Genomic DNA, 19,842 nt, shown 5'->3' on the forward strand with positions numbered 1-19,842 from the left:
ATACAAGGGCCGGGGCGCGTGCTCCGGCCCTTGTTGTATTTCCCGGCGGTGCCGCGACGCTTTGCGTGAGCGGCCCGCGCGACTAAGAGATCGATCATGCCTTTGCCAACCGTCGCCATCATCGGACGCCCGAATGTGGGCAAATCGACGCTCTTCAACCGGCTCGTCGGAAAGCGGCTTGCGCTGGTCGACGATCAGCCCGGCGTGACGCGCGATCGCCGTGAGGGCGATGCGAAGCTGCTCGGCATGGAGTTCCGCGTCATCGATACCGCCGGCTATGAGGACGAAGACGCCGCGACGCTGCCCGGCCGGATGCGCGCGCAGACCGAGGCGGCGGTGGCCGATTCCGATGTCGCGCTGTTCCTGGTCGATGCGCGCGCCGGCGTCACGCCCCTCGACGAGGAAATCGCCCGCTGGCTGCGCAGCACCGATCGGCCGGTCGTGCTGATGGCCAACAAGGCCGAGGGGCGCGCCGGCGAAGCGGGCGTGCTGGAGGCGATGGCGCTGGGGCTGGGCAACCCGATCCCTTTTTCGGCCGAGCATGGCGAGGGGGTGGTCGACCTGTTCGAGGCGTTGCGTCCTTATATCGAACGCGACGAGGAAGAGCTGGAGGACGAGGATCCAGAGTCGCCCAATGCAATCCTGAAGCTGGCGATCGTCGGGCGGCCCAATGCGGGCAAGTCGACGCTGGTCAACCGGCTGCTCGGCGAGGACCGCATGATCACCGGCCCCGAAGCCGGCATCACGCGCGATTCGATCGCCATCGAATGGCACTGGACCGACAATGAGGGCCAGGCGCGTCCGGTCAAGCTGATCGACACGGCCGGCCTGCGAAAGCGCGCTCGTGTCGAGGAAAAGCTGGAGAAGCTGTCGGTCGCCGATACGCTCCGCTCGATCGATTTCGCCGAGGTGGTCGTCCTGCTGCTCGACGCGACGCGCGGGCTGGAGGTCCAGGATCTGAAGATCGCCGATCGCGTGCTTCAGGAGGGACGCGCGCTCATCATCGTCCTCAATAAATGGGACGTCGCCGAGAATGCCTCGAGCTTGTTCAACGGCGTCAAGGGCGCGTTGGACGAGGGGCTGGCGCAGGTGAAGGGTGTGCCGTTGCTCACCGTCTCGGCGATGACCGGCAAGGGGCTGGATACGATGATGCGCGTCGCGTTCGAAACGCGCGAATCTTGGTCGCGGCGCGTCTCGACCGGGCAGCTCAACCGCTGGTTCGAGCGCGCGATCGAGGCCAACCCGCCGCCGGCACCCGGCGGCAAGCGCATCAAGCCGCGCTACATCACGCAGAACAAGACACGCCCGCCCAGCTTCGTGCTGTTCGGCACGCGCGTCGATCTGTTGCCGACCAGCTATCAGCGCTATCTGGTCAACGGCCTGCGCCGCGAGTTCGATTTCGGTGCGGTACCGGTGCGGCTGAACCTGCGCGCGCCGAAGAACCCGTTCGATCGCGATCCGAGCTGACATCGCCGCGTTGGCAAGAAGCTGTTTACCGTCGCTGCGCTAGACCCGGTGCCTCCACCGGCGCAGGTTGAAGACCATGAACGCAGCAACGATCGGCAACGAACAACTGGTCGACTGGACCGCGTTTGCGCAGACCCGCAGCGAACTGGGCGTCAATTTCATCCGCATCCTCGGCTATTTCCGCGAGGACGGAGTGAAGTCTGTGGCGCGGATCGAGGAAGCGATGCGCGCGAACAATGCGGCGTCCATGGTGATCCCGGCGCATACGCTGAAAGGCGAGGCGCGCCAGTTTGGCGCCGATCCGCTCGCCGATCTGGCCGAACTGATCGAGATGACCGCGCGCGCGTGCGTCGAGCGGCACGACACGCCGAGCGACGCGCTGGAGCATGTCGTCCGTCTGCGGCCGATGTTCGAGACGACGCTGGCGATGCTGGAGCGTGAGAGCAATCCACTGGCCGTGCGGCGCCCCGCCGCCTTCGGCAAGCGCGCGATCGCCGACTGATCGACGCCCGGACGCGCAGTTCGCGGTTGCTCTTATGGCCGGGGTCTGGCCCCGGCCATTCTGGCGTCACTCGTCGCCAGCGGGAACGCTGTTGAGCTGGACATAATTTTCGATGCCCATCCGGCTGATCATGTCGAACTGCTTTTCCAGCGTGTCGACATGCTCTTCCTCGCTCTCGAGGATCTCGACGAACAATTCGCGGCTGACGAAATCGCGCACGCTTTCGCAATATTGCACCGCGTCGCGCAGCATCGTGATCGCTTCCATCTCGAGCGCCAGATCGGCGCGCAGGATTTCCTCGACCGTCTCGCCGATGCGCAAGCGGCCGAGCAGCTGGAAATTAGGAAGGCCGTCGAGAAAGAGAATCCGCTCCGCAAGCTTGTCCGCGTGCTTCATCTCGTCGATCGATTCGTGGCGCTCGAACTTGGCGAGCTTGTGGACGCCCCAATTGTCGAGCATCCGATAATGCAGCCAATATTGGTTGACTGCGGTCAGTTCGTTCTTGAGCGCTTCGTTGAGCAGCTCGATGACTTTGGTATCGCCCTTCATCGCCTGAAATCCTTTCGTTCAGGCGATATCTAGCGCGAAATGAAGGAAAGAAAAACCGCGGATTTCCGCGATTTCTTACCTGCAATCGTCACGCAGCCGCACGTTCCTCGGCGATGATGGCGCGGGCATAGGGGACGCATTGGCCGCATTTCGCCTGGCATCCGAGGGCTCGATATGCCTGGCAGGCGCTTGCTGCCCCGTCGCGGGCCGCGGCGCGGACATCGCGCTCGCGAATTGCATTGCAAACACAGACGACCATGAACCCTCTCGCGGTTGACATGGTCTAGGTAGAGCTACTGCGAGCGATTCGCAAGGGTATTGCGAATGAGTTGCACGCGGCCGCGTGCGAGGCTGCGCCACAGCCACTCCATCGGCCCATAGCGAAAATGCCGGAGCCAGGGGAGCGACCAGAGCAGGATCAGCGCCCAGACGATGAAAACCACGGGATAGAGCTGCCAGCGCGAAAGGCTGCCATACCAGCCGAGCCCGAACCCCTCGAACAGCAGGACGCAGAGGACGCTCGTCGCCAGATAGTTGGTGAAGGCCATTCGCCCTGCCGCGGCAAGGCGCTCGCTCAGCCAGCCGCCACGGCGCGCGAGCAGCAGGATCAGGCAGGCCCAGCCGAGGATCGCGGGCGGGCGGAGCGGGGCGGCAAGCGCAAACGCGCCGATCGCGACCGCCGGCATGTCGAATTGCGCGGCGACCATATAGGCGGCGATGAGCGCGAAGCCGGGGATCGAGATTGCCCAGCAGATCAGCCAGAGACTTCGGTAACGCGCCGCGGGCCAAGCGCCAGACAGCAAGCCGCTGCGCAGCGCGGCCATGCCGAACAGCATATAGGCCAGCGTCTCCCAGCCATAGAGCAGCAGCATCCGCAGCGGCGCGGTCGCCAGGGTGTCGATCCGATGCCGGAGCAGCGACAGATAATCGCCACGATGCAGCGCGATGTCGGTAGCGATCCAGTCGGGCGGCGGCGTGCCGAATCCGGTGGTGAGCTGGGCGAGCGCTCGGGGATGGGCCGGATCGGGATGATGGCCGAGCATCCAGGCCGAATGGGCGACGACGGCAAACTGGTAGCTGGCGATCAGCACGAGCACGCAACCCAGGCCGACCAGTTGCTCGGTCCGCAACCGGCGGAACGCGAACGCGATCATGCCGACCAGCGCGTAATGCGCCAATATGTCGCCGTCCCACACCAGCCAAAGATGCGCGAGGCCGAATGCCAGCAGCCAGGCCATCCGCATGAAGTGCACCTGCGGGGCCGACTGGTCATTCGCCTCGGCCGAATCGCACACGATCAGCAGCGATGCACCGAACAGGAAGGAAAACAGCCCCCGCATCCGCCCGTCGAACAGGATGAAGTTGACTAGATAGACCGCCAGATCGGCGCCGTGCCACCCGCCAAAGGCGCGCGGATTGAAATAGGCGGGCTCCGGCATCGCAAAGCCGACGATGTTCAGCAGCAGGATGCCGAGCACCGCGGTGCCGCGGACGATATCGAGCGATAGGAGCCGCTGGCTGGGCGGATGCGTCACGCCGGGGGGCTTACAGCCAGCTGGCGATCTGCTCCAGCGGCTTTTTGTCGAGCGCTGCCGCCGGCACCGTCGCGTCGTCGGCGGCGTGGCCGGCGACGATCAGCATCACCGGCTTTTCCCAGGCCGGGCGGCGGCAGATCCGGGTCAGAAAGCCGGCGGGGTCGGGGGTGTGGACGAGCGTCGCCAGCCCGGCGCGATGGAGCGATGCGAGCAGCAGCCCACAGGCGATGCCGACGCTTTCGTTCACATGCACGTTCGGGATCAGCTCGTCGGCGCTTTCCCGAATCCGGCCAAAGGCGACGATGATCCAGGGGGCGGATTCGAGATATGCCTTGTCGGCGCCCCCGCTATACTCGCGCACCGTGCCGAGCCATTCGGCACTGCCCGCGTCGCCATAGAGCCGACGTTCCTCTTCCTCGATCGCCACGCGCAGGGCGACCTTCGCGCCCGCCGATGCGATCGCGCAGAAATGCCAGGGCTGCCGATTGGCGCCGCTCGGGGCGCCGCCCGCAGTGGCGATCGCGGCTTCGATCACCCGGCGCGGCACGGCACGCGTGGAGAAGGCCCGGCAGCTGCGGCGGCTCGACATGTCGTCGCGAAAGTCCTCGGCGCGCGCGAGCCGTTCGCCCTCCGACAGGTCGGGATAGGGGCGCCAGGGGAGGAAAGAGGCCGTGGACATGCTAGTTTGTGATATGTCGGAGCAATCGGTGTCCGGTCGAGTCTGGGCTTTCCCGTACCCGTCTGTCGACGCCCTGTTCAATCTTGTGCCGGACGACGCACGACCATCTTAACGCCGCGCCATTCGGCATTGATATCGCGCGCATCGGTGTCGCTCAGTCCGGCGTGACGGGCGGCCTCGCGGATGAGCGGTTCGTTCAGATCCTCCGCCGACTCCGCCGGCCAGCACGCCCACAAAAAGCCGCATGGCGCCAGCAGCGGGACAAGCGCATGGAGTTCGCGTTCCAGCGGCGCCAGCGCCGTGACGAAGAGGCACGCGCCCTGCATGCCGTCCGTCGCACAGGCCTGTTCGTCGATGCCGTTACGTTCGGGGTCGATCGCCCGGCGGATCGAGGCGGGCATGTTGTGGAACCAGACGCGAATCCCGCGCCTGAAGCCCAGTGTTTCGGCAAGCTGCGGCGCTGAAATGGCTGGAGTCATGCGATCCTCCCTCGGCAAGGATATCGGATAGCCGGGTGAAGCGCCAGCGCGCCTTGATCGCGATCAGCCGGGATCAGGGCCGTTCGCCGGCATCGTCGGCCGGTTCGCCGGGATCGGTGCGGCGCAACGCCGCGATGTCCACACCGGTCAGCCGCATGATCGTCCCAGGCTGTCGGGGCACGATTTCGAGGGTCGCGCCAAGCCGCTGCGACAGGTTCCGCGCGATCCGGAGACCGAGGCTGTCGACCCGATCGACGTTGAAATCCGCCGCAACGCCAGCGCCGTCGTCCTCGATCGTCAGCGACAGCATCTCACCCTCGCGGGTCAATGCAACGGTGATCGTGCCTTCGGAGCGGCCGGCAAAGCCATGTTCGATCGCATTCGCCACGCCCTCGGCAAGGATCAGCGCGATCGGGATCGCGCCGTCGGGCGGCAGCATCAATCCGGTCTGTGCCTTCACCTGGTGGCGGATGCCGATCTGGCCGGCGGCGGTTGCCAGATCGCCGATCAGTTCAGTGACGAACTGGTCGAGCGGCAACTGCTCGCCCCGCGTGCCGTAAAGCTGCCGCTGGATCCGGCCGATCAGTTGCAGCTTGTCGGCCGCGTCGGCGAGGGCGCGGCGGGCGTCGCCTTCGGGGAGCGCCCGCTTCTGCAGCGTCAGCATCGCGGCGACCATCTGGAGATTGTTGGACACACGGTGCTGCAATTCGTTGAACAGCAGCTCGGTATGCTCGGCCAGCGCGCGGCTGCGCTCGCGTTCGTGCGTCAGCCGCGCATTGGCCCGCTGCATCCAGTGGATCAGCAGAATGTCGACCGCGACGACGCCGATATAGAAGAGCAGCGCGATTGGGGTGCCGTGACCCAGCGCGAAGCTGTGAACCGGCGGAATGAAGAAGAACCAGGCCAGCAGCCCGCACAGGACCGCTGCGATGATGCCCGGTCCCCGGCCGAACAGGAACGAAGAGAGGATGACGGCCGGGAAAAAGGTGAGATAGGGGAAGCCCGGCGGGAAGAGCGGATCGAGCACGAGCCGGAGCCACCAGGCGCAACCGCACAGGACGAGCGTTATCGAATAGGCGACCAGCCGCCGCTCGGCCATGATCGGCAGTCGTTCAAGCTGCCGTTCGAACCGTTTCATGCGGTGGAAATCCCCATCTCCCCGGTTGTCGCGACAATGCCTCCGGATGTGCAGGGTTGCATTAGCACGCAGAAACGCGCCGGACGCAACCCCGCAACGTCCAATCAGCGTGCCAAGCCGCTCAGCCTGCCTCAGAATCGCCCATCAGCGCGGGGAAGAAGCCTTCATGCGCCTTGCGCAGATCGTCGAGGCTTACGCAGAAATCGCCTTCCTCCATCTCGAAGATGATGCGGTTGGCGATGGTGCGGCCGATCGGATCGGCGGCGAGCCCGGCCTTGTCGGCGGCGACCAGGAAGTCGGCCAGCGCCTCGTCCTTCACCGTCACCACATAGAGGCCCTGGTCCTCGCCGAACCAGCTGCCGGCGATGCCGAACGGCTGGGGCTGGTCAAGGATCGCGCCGATGTTCGAGGCCAGCGCCATTTCCGCGACTGCGACCGCCAGGCCGCCGTCCGAAACGTCATGGCAGGCGCTGACCGCGCCGCCGGCGATCGCCGCGCGGATGAAGGCGCCGGTGCGGCGCTCCATCATCAGGTCGACGGGCGGGGGCGGGCCTTCCTCGCGGCCGCAGATCTCGCGCAGCCAGATCGACTGGCCGAGATGGCCGCCGCGCTCGCCGACCGCGATGATCACGTCGCCGGTGCCCTTGAAGGCGATGGTGCAGTTCTTCTGCCAGTCCTTGAGCAGGCCGATCGCGCCGATCGCTGGCGTCGGCAGGATCGCCGAGCCGCCGCCGGTCGCCTTGCTCTCGTTGTACAGGCTGACATTGCCCGAGACGATCGGGAAGTCGAGCGCGCGGCAGGCGTCGCTCATGCCTTCGAGGCAGCCGACGATCTGGCCCATGATCTCGGGGCGCTGCGGGTTGGCGAAGTTGAGGCAGTTGGTCACCGCGAGCGGGGTCGCGCCCACCGCGGAGAGGTTGCGCCACGCCTCGGCAATCGCCTGCTTGCCACCCTCGACGGGGTCCGCGAAGCAATAGCGCGGGGTGCAGTCGGTGGTGATCGCCAGGCCCTTGTCGGTGCCGTGGACGCGCACGACCGCGGCGTCGCCGCCCGGGCGCTGCACGGTGTCCCCGCCGACCATGTGGTCATACTGCTCCCAGATCCAGCGGCGGCTGGCGATGTCCGGCGAGCCCATCAGCTTGACGAGATCGGCGGCGGGATCGGTGCATTCGGGCACGTTCTGCAGCTCGGGCTGCTTGGGCGTCGGCACATGCGGGCGATCGTAGAGCGGCGCTTCGTCGGCCAGCGGGGCGAGCGGGATGTCGCACACCACATCACCCTTCCACTTGAGCACCATGCGGCCAGTATCGGTGACATGGCCGATGACGGCGAAATCGAGCTCCCATTTGCGGAAGATCGCCTCGGCGAAATCCTCGCGGCCGGGCTTGAGCACCATCAGCATGCGCTCCTGGGACTCGGAGAGCATCATCTCATAGGGCGTCATGCCGGTTTCGCGCTGGGGCACGTCGTCCATGATCAGCTCGATGCCGACGCCGCCCTTGGACGCCATCTCGACGCTCGACGAGGTGAGGCCGGCGGCGCCCATGTCCTGGATGGCGACGATCGCGTCCGATGCCATCAGTTCGAGGCAGGCTTCGATCAGCAGCTTCTCGGTGAAGGGATCGCCGACCTGGACGGTGGGGCGCTTCTCTTCCGAATCCTCGCCGAAATCCGCGCTCGCCATCGTCGCACCGTGGATGCCGTCGCGGCCGGTCTTGGAGCCGACATAGACGATCGGATTGCCGACGCCGGATGCTGCCGAATAGAAGATCTTGTCGGTATCGGCGATGCCCACGGTCATCGCGTTGACCAGGATGTTGCCGTCATAGGCCGGGTGGAAGTTCACCTCGCCGCCCACGGTCGGCACGCCGACGCAATTGCCATAGCCGCCGATGCCGTGGACCACGCCGGCGATCAGGTGCTTCATCTTGGGATGGTCGGGCCGGCCGAAGCGCAGCGCGTTCATGTTGGCGATCGGGCGCGCGCCCATGGTGAACACGTCGCGCAGGATGCCGCCCACGCCGGTCGCCGCACCCTGATAGGGCTCGATATAGCTCGGGTGGTTGTGGCTCTCCATCTTGAAGATCGCCGCCTGGCCGTCGCCGATATCGACGACGCCGGCATTCTCGCCGGGGCCGCAGATCACCTGCGGGCCGGTGGTGGGCAGCTTCTTCAGGTGGATGCGGCTGGACTTGTAGCTGCAATGCTCGGACCACATCACCGAGAAGATGCCGAGCTCGGTCAGGTTCGGCTCGCGACCGAGCGCCTTGAGGACGCGGTCATATTCTTCGGGCGAAAGGCCGTGCTCGGCCACGATCTCGGGCGTGATCTGGGTCATGGCCGGACCCCTTAGCGGGGTCGTGCGCGCGCGTCACCCCGGCAGTTGCGGGGGAGGGACAAACCTTGTGTTAACGCGAGGCGGGCTAGTCACCCGCGATGCCCATCCTGCTGCTCCCCGGCCAAGGAATGCGCGTCAGCGACCCGCTGTTTCCGCTGCCGGCCGCATGGGAGTGCGATCTTGCGACCAATGCATTGCGGTGGTCCGTCGGCGTCTATGAATTGTTCGGCTTTCCGGCGGGCGCTACGGTGACGCGCGACGAGGTGGTGGCCATGTACACCCCCGAATCGGCCACGCTGCTGGAGGCGGTCCGCAGCCGCGCGGTGGCAGAGGGCGGCAGCTTTACCATCGAGGTTTCCATTCGCCGCCGCGACGGCGAACTCCGCCGGGTGCGGCTTACGGCAGACGTGGAATTCGAAGGCGGCCGCCCGGTGCGCCTCTATGGCACCAAACAGGATGTGACGAACGAAACCATTACTTAAATGGCTTCTGATTACATCCAAAGTTGCCTCGATTCATTGAGGCTTCAAGCTTTCATCGACTGCAATGTTAATGCGCTTCGACAAGGCGGCGTCGGCATCCTCGTTGTTGCGGCGGTTGAATGTGGTCCATTCGGTTTTGGTGAGGCAAAAGCGCCGGGGAAGCATTGACCCTGTCGGGACGATTCTTCGGCAAATCTTCTTCTCCGCAACATCGGCGTTAACAGCCGTCTCGATTTGAGTTTGTGCTGCCTGTTCGGCCTGCAACGTCCCGAAAGAAAGCGATGCCAAAGCGGTCGAGATTAGGACGATCATCATGATTCCCCTTTCATGCCGCCAAAGCGTAACATTTCATGGCCGGGGGAAAAATTCTTTTTTTGTAGGATTATCGTCCAGAAACCTGCTGTAAAATGCTGGAGCATGTATCCTGAAAGAACAGCCGGCGTGGCGGTGGGGACTTTGCACTAAAGGCCCGATTGGGCGGTCGCTGACGCCGGCATCAGCGCGCCGATATTGGCCTGGATCCACTCGACCAGATCCTCGACCTTGGCCGCGGCTTCATCGCCCAGCGGGGTCAGGCTGTATTCGACGTGCGGCGGCACCACCGGGAAGCTGCGGCGCTCGACCAGCTGATGCGCTTCCAGCTGCTGGAGCGTCTGGGCGAGCATGCGTTCGCTCACCCCGTTCACCCGGCGGCGCAGTTCGCTGAAGCGGCGGGTGCCGCCCTGCAGCGCGACCAGCACGAGCAAACCCCAGCTGCTGGTGATCCGCTTGAGCACCGCGCGCGACGGGCAATCGGGGACGAACACGTCGCCGCGGTCCATCATCGCGGCGAGGGTGCGCGAGGGGGTGCGGGGCGCGTCGTCCGACATTTTTAATACTTACCTTTGTGTGCGTACTTACGATTCGTAAGTGGGGCGCTAGATCGCGCTGGTCAATCTACGATCGGAAGGAAATGCCATGTACGCCGTTACCGGAGCCTCGGGCCAGCTGGGCCGCCTTGTCCTCGAATCGCTGCTCGGCAAGGTCGCGCCGAGCGAGATCGTCGCGCTCGCGCGCACGCCCGAGCGCGTCGCCGACCTTGCCGCCAAGGGCGTGACCGTGCGTGCGTTCGACTATGATGCGGCTGAAACGCTGGCCCCGGGGCTGGCGGGCGTGACTCGGCTGCTGCTGATATCGGGCAACGCCATCGGCAGCCGGGTGCCCCAGCACCGGGCGGTGATCGAGGCGGCGAAGGCGGCGGGCGTGCAACTGATCGCCTATACCAGCCTGCTCCGCGCCCAGACCTCGCCGATGCAGATGGCGGCCGAGCACAAGGCGACCGAGGATCTGCTCGCCGCCAGCGGCGTGCCCACCGCGCTGCTCCGCAACGGCTGGTATACCGAGAACTACCTGATGAGCGCCGGTCCCGCGATCCAGCACGGCGTTCTGATCGGCAGCGCGGGCGAAGGCGTGGTGTCCGGTGCGGCGCGTGCGGACTATGCCGAGGCGGCGGCGGTGGTGCTGGCGCGTGGGCAGGCGGGAACGTTCGAACTGGCCGGCGATGCCGGCTTCACCCATGCCGAACTGGCGGCGGCGCTGGCCGATGCCTCGGGCAAGCCGGTCGCCTATCAGGATCTGCCGCAGGCGGACTATGCCAAGGCGCTGGAAGGAGCGGGGCTGCCGGCTCCGTTCGCGGCGATTTTGGCGGACAGCGATGCGCGGGTGGCCGATGGCGCGCTGTTCGACAATTCCCGCACGCTCTCCGGGCTGATCGACCGGCCGACCACGCCGTGGCGCGAGACGATTGTGGCGGGGGTGAAGGGCTGAGCATCCAAAATCCTCCCCGGGCGAAGCTCGGGGAGGGGGACCGCGCCCGCAGGGCGTGGTGGAGGGGCGGCCGCGTCAGCGGCGGTTTCCCGCGGCCGTCGCGGAATACCGCGCCTTCGGCGCGGCCCCTCCACCATTCGCTGCGCGAATGGTCCCCCTCCCCCAGCAAGCTGGGGGAGGACTTGATGTTACAGGATTTCTCGCACCTTTTCCGGCGGGCGACCCAGCCGAACGCCGCGCTCCGTCACCACCAGCGGGCGTTCGATCAGGATCGGGTTGGCCGCCATCGCATCGAGGATGGTGTCATCGTCCGCGCCTTTCAGCGGCTTGGCGGCGTCCTCGGCGATGCGCAGGCCTTCGCGCGCGGTCATGCCGGCGCGCTTGTACAGCTCCGCCAGCGTTTCGCGGGTCGGCGGCGTCTTCAGATATTCGATCACCTCAACCTCGGCGCCGGCGTCCTTGAGGATCGCCAGCGCCTCGCGCGACTTGGAGCAGCGCGGGTTGTGGTAGATGGTCGCCTTCACGCCGAAGCTGCCTCGTCCTGGCGCGCCAGCCATTCCTCGAGCCACTTGATCGTGTACTCGCCCTTCTGGAACTCGGGGTCGTCGAGCAGGGCCTGGTGGAGCGGGATGGTCGTCTTGATGCCGTCGACCACGAACTCTTCCAATGCACGCTTCAATCGCAGGATGCAGCCCTCGCGGGTGCGGCCATAGACGATCAGCTTGGCGATCATCGAGTCGTAGTAAGGCGGGATCCGGTAGCCCGAATAGATGCCGCTATCGACGCGAACATGCATGCCGCCCGGCGCGTGGAAGTGCGTGATCGTGCCCGGCGAGGGCGCGAAGGTGCGCGGATCCTCGGCGTTGATGCGGCATTCGATCGCGTGGCCGCGAAACTCCAGATCCTCCTGGCGCACCGACAGGCCATGCCCTTCGGCGACGCGGATCTGCTCGCGGACCAGGTCCATGCCGGTGATCATCTCGGTCACCGGATGCTCGACCTGGAGGCGGGTGTTCATCTCGATGAAGTAGAACTCGCCATTTTCCCACAGGAACTCGATCGTGCCGGCGCCGCGATAGCCCATGTCGGACATCGCCTTGGCGACGATCGCCCCCATCCGTTCGCGCTCTTCCGGGGTGATAACCGGCGAGAGGGCCTCTTCGAGCACCTTCTGGTGGCGGCGCTGGAGCGAGCAGTCGCGCTCGCCCAAGTGGATCGCGTTGCCGTTGCCGTCGCCGAACACCTGGAACTCGATGTGGCGCGGATTGCCGAGATATTTTTCGAGATAGACGGTGGCGTCGCCGAACGCGGCCTTAGCCTCGCTGCCCGCCTGCTGCATCAGCGTCTCGAGCTGGTCCTCGCTGGTGCATACCTTCATGCCGCGACCACCGCCGCCGGAGGCGGCCTTGATGATCACCGGATAGCCGGCCTTGGCGGCGATCGCCTTGGCCTCTTCCAGGTCGCTGATCGGGCCGTCCGAGCCCGGCACCAGCGGCAGGCCGAGCGCGCCGGCGGTGCGCTTCGCCTCGATCTTGTCGCCCATGGTGCGGATATGCTCGGGCTTGGGCCCGACGAAGATCAGCCCGTGCGCCTCGACGATTTCGGCGAACTGGGCGTTCTCGGACAGGAAGCCATAGCCCGGGTGGATCGCATCCGCGCCCGAGATCTCGGCAGCCGAGATGATGTTCGGGATGTTGAGATAGCTCTCCGCCGCGGCCGGCGGGCCGATGCAGATCGCCTCGTCCGCCAGGCGCACATGCATCGCATCGGCATCGGCGGTGGAGTGCACCGCCACCGTCTTGATGCCCATTTCGTGGCAGGCGCGGTGGATACGCAGCGCGATCTCGCCGCGATTGGCGATCAGCAGCTTCTTGATCTCGGGCATGGTCGTTCCGTTACTCGACCACGACGAGCGGCTGGTCGAACTCGACCGGCTGGCCGTTGTCGACCAGGATCGCCTTGACCGTGCCGGCGCTGGGCGCGTGGATCGGGTTCATCACCTTCATCGCCTCGATGATCAGCAGCGTATCGCCGGCGGCGACCTGCTGGCCGACCGCGACGAAGGGCTTCGCCTCAGGGTTGGGCTTGAGGTAAGCGGTGCCGACCATCGGCGACTTGACCGCATTGGCAGCCGGCTGCGGCGCGGCAACGATTTCGGCCGGCGCAGCGGCGGCGGCGACCGGGGCGGGCGCGGCGTATTGCGGTGCTGCCACCTGCACGGCGGCAGGCGCCGCCGTCACCTTGCGGGCAACGCGGACGCGGCGTTCGCCGTCCTCGACCTCGATCTCGGTCAGCTGGGTGTCGTCAAGCACGGCGGCGAGCTGACGGACCAGTTCGATGTCGACCTGAATTGCACCCGATTTGGATTCTTCGGCCATACGACCCTTCTTCTGAATTCTTAAATGAAACGGCGCCCTCTGTCAGAGACGCGCGGCGGCTTCAAGCGCGAGTATATAGGAAAGCGAACCGAATCCGGCCACGGTGCCTTTCGCTGCCCGGCCTACATAGCTGATACGGCGAAAGGATTCGCGCGCGTGCGGATTGGAAAGATGCACCTCGATCACCGGCGTGCGGATGCTTTTGATCGCATCGTGGAGCGCCACCGAGGTATGGGTGTAGCCACCCGGATTGAGGATCACCGCCCGCGCGCCCGTCGCCTGCGCCTCGTGCAGCCAGTCGATCAGATGGCCCTCATGATTGGACTGTCGCATCTCGATCTCCAGACCGAGGTCGCGCGCGCGGTCTTCCAGGATGCCGGCAATGTCGTCCAGCGTGTCCGATCCATAGATTTCCGGCTCGCGCAGCCCCAGCAGATTGAGGTTGGGGCCATTCAAGACGAAGATCGTATCGGCCAATGCAGGCGCCTTTCGGTTGCGGGCGGGATGCCGCCCTCCCTATATGAGCCAGCGTCTCCAATCAAATCCAAGGCAGCTCATGCACAGCGACGGCACCGTCTCCATCCGGGTCAACGGCGAACACAAGCGCATCACTGCGGGGCTCACGCTCGCGCAGCTGGCCGAGGAGTTGGGGCTGGTGCCCGAAAAGGTGGCGGTCGAACGCAATCTGGAGGTCGTGCCGCGCTCGACCTTGGGCGAGGTGCGGGTCGAGGATGGCGACGAGCTTGAAATTGTCCATTTCGTGGGCGGCGGCGATCATGCCGGCCCCCGTGCCGACGACAACTGGACCGTGGCGGGCAAGACCTTTCGCTCGCGCCTGATCGTCGGCACCGGCAAGTACAAGGATTTCGAGCAGAACGCGGCGGCCGTTGCCGCCTCGGGCGCCGAGATCGTCACCGTGGCGGTGCGCCGGGTGAACGTGAGCGACCCCAAGGCGCCGATGCTCACCGACTATATCGACCCGAAGAAGATCACCTATCTGCCCAACACCGCAGGCTGCTTCGATGCCGATTCGGCGATCCGCACGCTGCGGCTGGCGCGCGAGGCCGGCGGCTGGGAGCTGGTGAAGCTGGAAGTGCTGGGCGAGGCGCGGACGCTCTATCCGGACATGGTCGAGACGCTGCGCGCGACCGAGGTGCTGGCCAAGGAAGGCTTTAAGCCGATGGTCTATTGCGTCGACGATCCCATCGCCGCCAAGCGGCTGGAGGATGCGGGCGCCGTCGCGATCATGCCGCTCGGCGCGCCGATCGGATCGGGGCTCGGCATCCAGAACCAGGTGACGATCCGGCTGATCGTCGAGGGCGCCAAGGTGCCGGTGCTGGTCGATGCTGGCGTCGGCTCGGCCTCCGACGCGGCGGTGGCGATGGAACTGGGCTGCGACGGCGTGCTGATGAACACCGCGATCGCCGAGGCCAAGGATCCCATTTTGATGGCGGCGGCGATGAAGGCGGCCGTGGAGGCCGGACGGCTTTCCTATCGCGCCGGCCGCATGGCCAAGCGGCGCTACGCCGATCCGTCGAGCCCGCTGGCGGGGCTGATCTGATGCGGGGCGCGCTCGCCGCACTGGCGCTGGTTGCGCTCGCCGGCTGCCACCCGCGCCCGCAATCCGATCCTTCGGTCAACGCCGGCCCGATTTCGGCAGAGGGCGTGACGCTGACCGCGGCCGATGGCGTCAAGATCGCCGGCGTCTATACGCAGGCGACCAATCCCAAGGCGCTGATCCTGCTGTTTCATCAGGCGAATTCGGGCAAGGACGAATATGCGCTGCTCGCGCCGCAACTGGCGCAACTCGGCTATTCGTCGCTTCGGATCGATCAGCGGGCCGGCGGCGAGATGTTCGGCGTCAACGAAACGGTGAAGGCGCTCGGCAAGTCGGCCGACGCGCTCGATGCCAAGCAGGACATGGATGCGGCATTCGCCTGGGCGGAAAAGCAGAAGCTGCCGGTGATCCTGTGGGGCAGCAGCTATTCGGCCTCGCTTGCCTTCGTGCTCGCGGCCGAAAATCCCGGCGCGGTCAAGGCGCTGCTCGCCTTTTCGCCGGGCGAGTATTTCGATACCGAGCCGAACATGGTCGAGCGGGCAGCGGCGAAGCTTCGTATTCCCGTGTTCGTCACATCGGCGCAGGACGGCAAGGAGATCGACGCCGCGCGGGCGATCGTCGCGGCGCTGCCGGCGGGATCGGCGACGCAGTTCGTGCCGAAACAGGGCGGGGTGCATGGCTCGTCGACGCTGCTGCGCACGCACAACCCCGATGGTGCCGAGCCGGCATGGCAGGCGGTGAAGGCGTTCCTCGCGCGGGTGACGGCGACGGACTAATCGCGCCGGGCGAGCCAGACGCTGCGCCCGCCCGAGCCCGCGTCGGCAGGAACGAACGCAACCTCGCTCAAACCGTGGGCGGCGAAGATCGACCGGTAGTCGGCGGGGGCGAGGCTGGCATGATAGAGCGGCTCGCCGAACTGTTCGCCGCACGCCTCGCCCGCAGCAGGGCCGGCGTTGAACAGCAGCGCACCGCCCGGCGCCAGCAACGCCGCCAGCCGGGCGAGCAGCGGGGCGTGATCCTCCGCCGGCAGATGAAACAGGCTGTCCCAGGCGATGATGCCGTCGAACGGCCCGTCCACCGCCACGGTTCGCATATCGCCCTGCAACCACCGATGCCGGCCAAAGCGGGCGCGGGCCAGCGTGACCATCGGCGGGGCGATGTCGACGCCCGTCATCGCCGCACCGCGATCGATCAGGTAACGCGCGATCGGCTCGCCGCCGCCGCATCCCAGATCGAGGATGCGTGGACCGGGTGGCAACCCGAGCAGAAACCGATCGAGCCAGCCACGCTCGACGAATTGCCGCCGCCGTGCCGTGTCGAAGGCATGAGCGTTGCGCGTGTAATGATCGGCAATGTCACCGGGCATCGGGGAACCGCAAAGCGGGGGCAGACGTTATCTCAAACAAGTCGCAACAGTGCAATCGGGCACGTTCGCGCCGGGATAGGAGATTGATATCATGGGCGAACTTACGGACAAGATCAAGGGCAACGTCAACGAGGCGGTCGGCAAGATCAAGCAGCAGAGCAACGATCCGGAGACCCGCGACGAGGGCGCGGCCCAGGAACTGAAGGGCAAGGCGCAACAGGGCGTCGGCAAGGTCAAGGGCGCGCTCGGCGACGATATCTGATCCTTTCCCTCAGAAGAAACGGGCCGTATCGCGAAAGGCGGTGCGGCCCGTTTCGCTTCGGCGGGCCTGCGCCCGTCAATCGGGGGTGTAGAAGGCCCAAATGTCCGGTTCGATCTGCGCTGCGGCAAAGCGGATGGGCTCGTTTCGGCTTCCGACCTCGCAAACCATGAACGAGAATGTCTCGCTCGTCTTGAGCGGGTGGGGCAGGCGGACGGTGCGCCGGTCGATCCAGCGCCAGTCGCGCTGCCAGATCGGTACGCCGCCGATCTTCATGCGATCGTGCGGCGCGCCGATATGCGCTGTGCGCCAGTGGGTGGCGAACTGGGTGCCCATCTTCTTCATATAGACGGACGGTGCGGCGAGCGGACGCAGGATCGGTCCGCTCGCGCAACGGTTCAGCCCGCTCGAATGGCGGATACCGTGGTCGCAGGGGTGATGAACTCGATCTCGGTCTTCAGGTGAAGCAGCCTGACGCCCGTTTCGGCGAGCGCACGATCGAGCGCGGGCGCGAAATCCGCGGTCTGCGTCACCGCCTCGGCCCAGCCGCCATAGGCGCGGGCTAGGGCCGCGAAATCCGGATTGTGAAGCGCGGTGCCGGACAGCCGCTCAGGATATTCGCGCTCCTGGTGCATGCGGATCGTGCCATAGGCGCCGTTGTCGACCAGAATGACGATCAGGTCCGCCTCATGCTGGATCGCGGTCGCCAGTTCCTGCCCGTTCATCAGGAAATCGCCGTCGCCGGCCAGCGCGACCACCTTGCGACCGGGGAAGCGCAGCGCCGCCGCTACCGCCGCGGGCACGCCATAGCCCATCGCCCCGGCCGTGGGGGCGAGCTGCGACGGGTGCGCGGCATAGGGCCAATAGCGATGCCACCAGCCGGAGAAATTGCCGGCGCCGTTGCAGATGATCGTGTCGGCCGGCATCGCCTCACGCATCGCCGCGACGCACTGGCCGAGATCGAGGGCCACTCCGTCGCGCGGCTGCGGCGTCGACCAGGCGAGCCATTCGGCATGGGCCGCGTCCGCGTCGAACCGAGGCAGATCGACCTCGTCGCCCATCGCCGCCAGCGAAACGGCGAATTCGAACGGGCGCGCGCAGATCGGCAGGTCGGCGCGATAGACGTGGTTCAGCTCGTCGGGATCGGGATGGACATGGACCAGCACCTGGCCCGGATGGTCGGGGGTGACGAGCGTGTAGCCGTCCGTCGTCGCCTCGCCCAGTCGCGCGCCGACCACCAGCAGCAGATCGGCCTGCCTGATCCGCGCGACCAGCTTCGGGTTCGGGCCATAGCCGAGATTGCCCGCCCAGACCGGCGACGTGTTCGGAATCGCATCCTGCCGGCGAAACGCGCCGGCCACCGGCAGTGCGATCCGTTCGGCGAAGCGCAGGAAATCCTCACCCGTCTCGGCGTCCCATCCGGCGCCGCCGACGATTGCGATCGGTCGCTTCGCGGCGCGCAGATGTTCGAACAGCAGATCGAGATCATAGCCGTCGGGTGACTGGATCGGCGGCGCGATTGCGGGCCGGTCCAGCGTCTCGACGACGTCGCACAGCATGTCTTCCGGCAGCGCGATCACCACCGGGCCGGGCCGGCCGCTGGTGGCGACGCTCCAGGCGCGGGCGATATATTCGGGGATGCGGGCGGCATCCTCGATTCGCGTCGCCCATTTGGCGAGCGGCCCGAACATCGCCGGGAAATCGACTTCCTGAAATCCCTCGCGGTCGCGCATGCCGCGATCGACATCGCCGATGAACAGCAGCAGCGGCTGCGAATCCTGCATCGCCACATGCACGCCGATGCTGGCATTGGTGGCGCCTGGTCCGCGCGTGACGAAACAGACGCCGGGCCGCCCGGTCATCGCGCCATCGGCACAGGCCATGAACGCCGCGCCGCCTTCCTGCCGGCAGGTGACGAGATCGATCTCGGGCGTGTCGTGCAGCGCATCGAGCACGGCGAGGAAGCTCTCGCCGGGCACATGGAAGATCCGGTCGCAGCCCTGCGCCACCAGATTGTCGACGAGGACGCGGCCCCCGGTACGTTTCGCGGTCATTGCCAAGGCATAGTCGCGGGCACGGGGGCAAGTCGAGCCGTGCCGCTCAACGCGCCCATTCATCGGCCAGTTGTTCCGCGGTGCCGCCGAACCGGTTGCGGTCGACATGCCCCGCCGCATCGCCGGGGATGCCGGGAATCGACGCCGGGCCGTCGGAAAACTGCCAGAGCCAATAGCTCGACCAGCTGGGCTGGAGGCTTGGTCTCGGCCCATATTGCGCGAGCCAGAGGCGATGCGCGCCGAAAAACGGATCGGCCGCGTCGCCGAGCGATTCCTTGATCAGGTGCCCCGAATACAGCACGCCGCGCCGGCCGAGCCGTTCGTGCAGCCGCTCCAGAAACGCGCGCGCGCCGTCGATCGACATCTGGCTGGCAGGATCGACCTCATAATCCAGCGCCACCAGCGTGGCATCGTCAGGCATCGCCGCCGCAAGAAAATTTTCCACCTGATCGGCTGGGTCGCGCCCATTTCCCCAATGATAGGCGCCCCACAACAGCCCCGCCGCGCGCGCTGCCGCGCGCCGCTCGGCATAGCGCGGATCGCGGCCGGTGGCGCCGGTGCTTGCCTTGTGGATGATGCCGCGCACGCCCGCCGCCCGGGCCTTGGCGAAATCGGTGATGCTGTTGCGGTGATACAGGTCGATCACCGGCGGCACGGCGTGGCGCGGTGAGGGCGCCGCCGCCCCGGCCTCGATCCGGCCACCGCCGCACCAGGCGAAATTGCCGTCCGGCGTGGCGATCCAGGCGGAGTCGCCGTCCACCGGATCGCCGGTCACGACCTTGCTGATCGCCAGCACCGTGCCCGGGTTCATCGTCGCCACTCGCGGCGAATCGAGGCGGGGCGCGCCGCGGCGCAGATTGAGCCGGGTGGTGACACGCAGCCGGCGCTCGCCCGCCGCCATCAGCGCGCGCCCGTCAGCCGGCTTGCGCCTCCGACGATCCCTTCGACGAAATCGGCGCCCGCATAGCCGGCGGCGATCAGCGCCAGCGCCTGTTCGGTCGCGATCCGGCTGGCGTCGCCGATGACGACCACCGCTGCGAGCGCGCCGGCAATCGCCCCGATCAGCAGGGTGACGGCGATGCGAGAGGCGTCGGCGCCGAGTTCGAGCGGTGCGCCGGGTGCTGCAAGCAGCCGCTTGTGGATGCCCAGCGCCAGCCGGATCGCCTGGCCGATCAGCCCGGCAACGCCGCCAAGTCCCAGAAGCACGAGCCAGTTGAGCGCGTCGTTCGTCGCCATGTCCGATGTTCCTCGC

Annotated in this window: 25 protein-coding genes; 7 read left to right on the top strand and 18 right to left on the bottom strand. The window is 66.6% G+C overall.

Going from position 1 to position 19,842, the window contains the following annotated elements; all coding sequences use genetic code 11:
• Positions 1–96: 96 nt before the first annotated feature.
• Together der and ACX40Y_RS09930 are read left to right on the top strand one after the other, a co-directional pair.
• Positions 97–1,467 carry a ribosome biogenesis GTPase Der gene (gene der / locus ACX40Y_RS09925; RefSeq protein ID WP_459119391.1) on the top strand — a complete coding sequence of 457 codons (1,371 nt, stop codon included), beginning with the start codon at positions 97–99 and terminating at the stop codon, positions 1,465–1,467.
• Between the two features lie 76 nt (positions 1,468–1,543).
• Positions 1,544–1,969, top strand: coding sequence for an Hpt domain-containing protein (locus tag ACX40Y_RS09930; protein WP_459119392.1), 426 nt, complete (start codon positions 1,544–1,546; stop codon positions 1,967–1,969).
• A gap of 66 nt (positions 1,970–2,035) precedes the next feature.
• Here ACX40Y_RS09930 and bfr read toward each other — a convergent pair whose 3' ends face one another.
• The 7 genes from bfr to purL all read right to left on the bottom strand — a co-directional run bounded on the left by bfr (position 2,036) and on the right by purL (position 8,687).
• Complete coding sequence (gene bfr, locus ACX40Y_RS09935; protein ID WP_459119393.1) at positions 2,036–2,518, bottom strand: bacterioferritin; 483 nt, start codon at positions 2,516–2,518, stop codon at positions 2,036–2,038.
• An 88-nt stretch (positions 2,519–2,606) separates the two neighbouring features.
• The gene (locus ACX40Y_RS09940; protein WP_459119555.1) at positions 2,607–2,777 is read right to left on the bottom strand and encodes a (2Fe-2S)-binding protein; all 171 of its coding nucleotides are present in this window, start codon (positions 2,775–2,777) and stop codon (positions 2,607–2,609) included.
• A gap of 34 nt (positions 2,778–2,811) precedes the next feature.
• A complete protein-coding gene (locus tag ACX40Y_RS09945; RefSeq protein ID WP_459119394.1) occupies positions 2,812–4,053 on the bottom strand; it encodes a DUF418 domain-containing protein in 1,242 nt (413 codons plus the stop codon).
• A gap of 10 nt (positions 4,054–4,063) precedes the next feature.
• Positions 4,064–4,732: a nitroreductase family protein gene (locus ACX40Y_RS09950; RefSeq protein ID WP_459119395.1), complete on the bottom strand. Its 669-nt coding sequence runs from the start codon at positions 4,730–4,732 to the stop codon at positions 4,064–4,066.
• A gap of 77 nt (positions 4,733–4,809) precedes the next feature.
• Positions 4,810–5,211 carry a hypothetical protein gene (locus tag ACX40Y_RS09955; RefSeq protein ID WP_459119396.1) on the bottom strand — a complete coding sequence of 134 codons (402 nt, stop codon included), beginning with the start codon at positions 5,209–5,211 and terminating at the stop codon, positions 4,810–4,812.
• A 73-nt stretch (positions 5,212–5,284) separates the two neighbouring features.
• Positions 5,285–6,349 (bottom strand): sensor histidine kinase, encoded by a 1,065-nt coding sequence (locus tag ACX40Y_RS09960; protein WP_459119397.1) that lies wholly within the window; start codon positions 6,347–6,349, stop codon positions 5,285–5,287.
• 121 nt (positions 6,350–6,470) lie between these two features.
• Positions 6,471–8,687 (bottom strand): phosphoribosylformylglycinamidine synthase subunit PurL, encoded by a 2,217-nt coding sequence (gene purL, locus ACX40Y_RS09965; protein WP_459119398.1) that lies wholly within the window; start codon positions 8,685–8,687, stop codon positions 6,471–6,473.
• A gap of 98 nt (positions 8,688–8,785) precedes the next feature.
• On the opposite strand from purL, the gene ACX40Y_RS09970 reads away from it, so the two are divergent.
• Positions 8,786–9,169: a PAS domain-containing protein gene (locus ACX40Y_RS09970; RefSeq protein ID WP_459119399.1), complete on the top strand. Its 384-nt coding sequence runs from the start codon at positions 8,786–8,788 to the stop codon at positions 9,167–9,169.
• Positions 9,170–9,202: 33 nt separating this feature from the next.
• Here ACX40Y_RS09970 and ACX40Y_RS09975 read toward each other — a convergent pair whose 3' ends face one another.
• Together ACX40Y_RS09975 and ACX40Y_RS09980 are read right to left on the bottom strand one after the other, a co-directional pair.
• Complete coding sequence (locus tag ACX40Y_RS09975; RefSeq protein WP_459119400.1) at positions 9,203–9,481, bottom strand: hypothetical protein; 279 nt, start codon at positions 9,479–9,481, stop codon at positions 9,203–9,205.
• A gap of 149 nt (positions 9,482–9,630) precedes the next feature.
• Entirely contained in the window at positions 9,631–10,038 is a 408-nt protein-coding gene (locus ACX40Y_RS09980) for a winged helix-turn-helix transcriptional regulator (RefSeq protein WP_459119401.1), read from the bottom strand.
• An 88-nt stretch (positions 10,039–10,126) separates the two neighbouring features.
• Between ACX40Y_RS09980 and ACX40Y_RS09985 the strand changes: the two genes are divergently transcribed.
• Positions 10,127–10,975, top strand: a complete 849-nt coding sequence (locus ACX40Y_RS09985) for an NAD(P)H-binding protein (protein WP_459119402.1) — start codon at positions 10,127–10,129, stop codon at positions 10,973–10,975.
• A gap of 188 nt (positions 10,976–11,163) precedes the next feature.
• On the opposite strand, the gene arsC is transcribed toward ACX40Y_RS09985, so the two are convergent.
• From arsC to aroQ, 4 genes are read right to left on the bottom strand one after another with little or no spacing between them, the layout of a single operon-like run.
• Positions 11,164–11,499: an arsenate reductase (glutaredoxin) gene (gene arsC / locus ACX40Y_RS09990; protein WP_459119403.1), complete on the bottom strand. Its 336-nt coding sequence runs from the start codon at positions 11,497–11,499 to the stop codon at positions 11,164–11,166.
• Entirely contained in the window at positions 11,496–12,860 is a 1,365-nt protein-coding gene (gene accC / locus ACX40Y_RS09995) for an acetyl-CoA carboxylase biotin carboxylase subunit (RefSeq protein ID WP_459119404.1), read from the bottom strand. The genes arsC and accC overlap by 4 nt, the downstream gene beginning before the upstream one ends.
• Positions 12,861–12,870: 10 nt before the next feature.
• Positions 12,871–13,353: an acetyl-CoA carboxylase biotin carboxyl carrier protein gene (accB, locus tag ACX40Y_RS10000; protein WP_459119405.1), complete on the bottom strand. Its 483-nt coding sequence runs from the start codon at positions 13,351–13,353 to the stop codon at positions 12,871–12,873.
• Positions 13,354–13,395: 42 nt separating this feature from the next.
• Positions 13,396–13,830, bottom strand: coding sequence for a type II 3-dehydroquinate dehydratase (gene aroQ / locus ACX40Y_RS10005; RefSeq protein WP_459119406.1), 435 nt, complete (start codon positions 13,828–13,830; stop codon positions 13,396–13,398).
• Positions 13,831–13,909: 79 nt separating this feature from the next.
• On the opposite strand from aroQ, the gene thiS reads away from it, so the two are divergent.
• Both thiS and ACX40Y_RS10015 read left to right on the top strand, forming a co-directional pair.
• Positions 13,910–14,914: a sulfur carrier protein ThiS gene (thiS, locus tag ACX40Y_RS10010; protein WP_459119407.1), complete on the top strand. Its 1,005-nt coding sequence runs from the start codon at positions 13,910–13,912 to the stop codon at positions 14,912–14,914.
• Entirely contained in the window at positions 14,914–15,687 is a 774-nt protein-coding gene (locus ACX40Y_RS10015; RefSeq protein WP_459119408.1) for an alpha/beta hydrolase, read from the top strand. Before thiS ends, ACX40Y_RS10015 begins: the two co-directional genes overlap by 1 nt.
• On the opposite strand, the gene ACX40Y_RS10020 is transcribed toward ACX40Y_RS10015, so the two are convergent.
• Entirely contained in the window at positions 15,684–16,277 is a 594-nt protein-coding gene (locus ACX40Y_RS10020) for a methyltransferase domain-containing protein (protein ID WP_459119409.1), read from the bottom strand. The two genes, ACX40Y_RS10015 and ACX40Y_RS10020, sit on opposite strands and share 4 nt — an antisense overlap.
• 91 nt (positions 16,278–16,368) lie before the next feature.
• Here ACX40Y_RS10020 and ACX40Y_RS10025 point away from each other — a divergent pair, with 91 nt between their 5' ends.
• Positions 16,369–16,539 carry a CsbD family protein gene (locus ACX40Y_RS10025; RefSeq protein WP_459119410.1) on the top strand — a complete coding sequence of 57 codons (171 nt, stop codon included), beginning with the start codon at positions 16,369–16,371 and terminating at the stop codon, positions 16,537–16,539.
• A gap of 75 nt (positions 16,540–16,614) precedes the next feature.
• On the opposite strand, the gene ACX40Y_RS10030 is transcribed toward ACX40Y_RS10025, so the two are convergent.
• The 4 genes from ACX40Y_RS10030 to ACX40Y_RS10045 are packed head-to-tail and all read right to left on the bottom strand — an operon-like array spanning position 16,615 to position 19,826.
• Complete coding sequence (locus ACX40Y_RS10030; protein ID WP_459119411.1) at positions 16,615–16,881, bottom strand: hypothetical protein; 267 nt, start codon at positions 16,879–16,881, stop codon at positions 16,615–16,617.
• Between the two features lie 53 nt (positions 16,882–16,934).
• Positions 16,935–18,590: a thiamine pyrophosphate-binding protein gene (locus ACX40Y_RS10035; RefSeq protein WP_459119412.1), complete on the bottom strand. Its 1,656-nt coding sequence runs from the start codon at positions 18,588–18,590 to the stop codon at positions 16,935–16,937.
• A gap of 46 nt (positions 18,591–18,636) precedes the next feature.
• On the bottom strand, positions 18,637–19,491 hold the full coding sequence (locus tag ACX40Y_RS10040; protein WP_459119413.1) for a GH25 family lysozyme: 855 nt from the start codon (positions 19,489–19,491) through the stop codon (positions 18,637–18,639).
• Complete coding sequence (locus ACX40Y_RS10045) at positions 19,491–19,826, bottom strand: hypothetical protein (RefSeq protein WP_459119414.1); 336 nt, start codon at positions 19,824–19,826, stop codon at positions 19,491–19,493. The genes ACX40Y_RS10040 and ACX40Y_RS10045 overlap by 1 nt, the downstream gene beginning before the upstream one ends.
• Positions 19,827–19,842 lie beyond the last annotated feature (16 nt).

Source organism: Sphingomonas sp. RS6 (assembly GCF_054489705.1).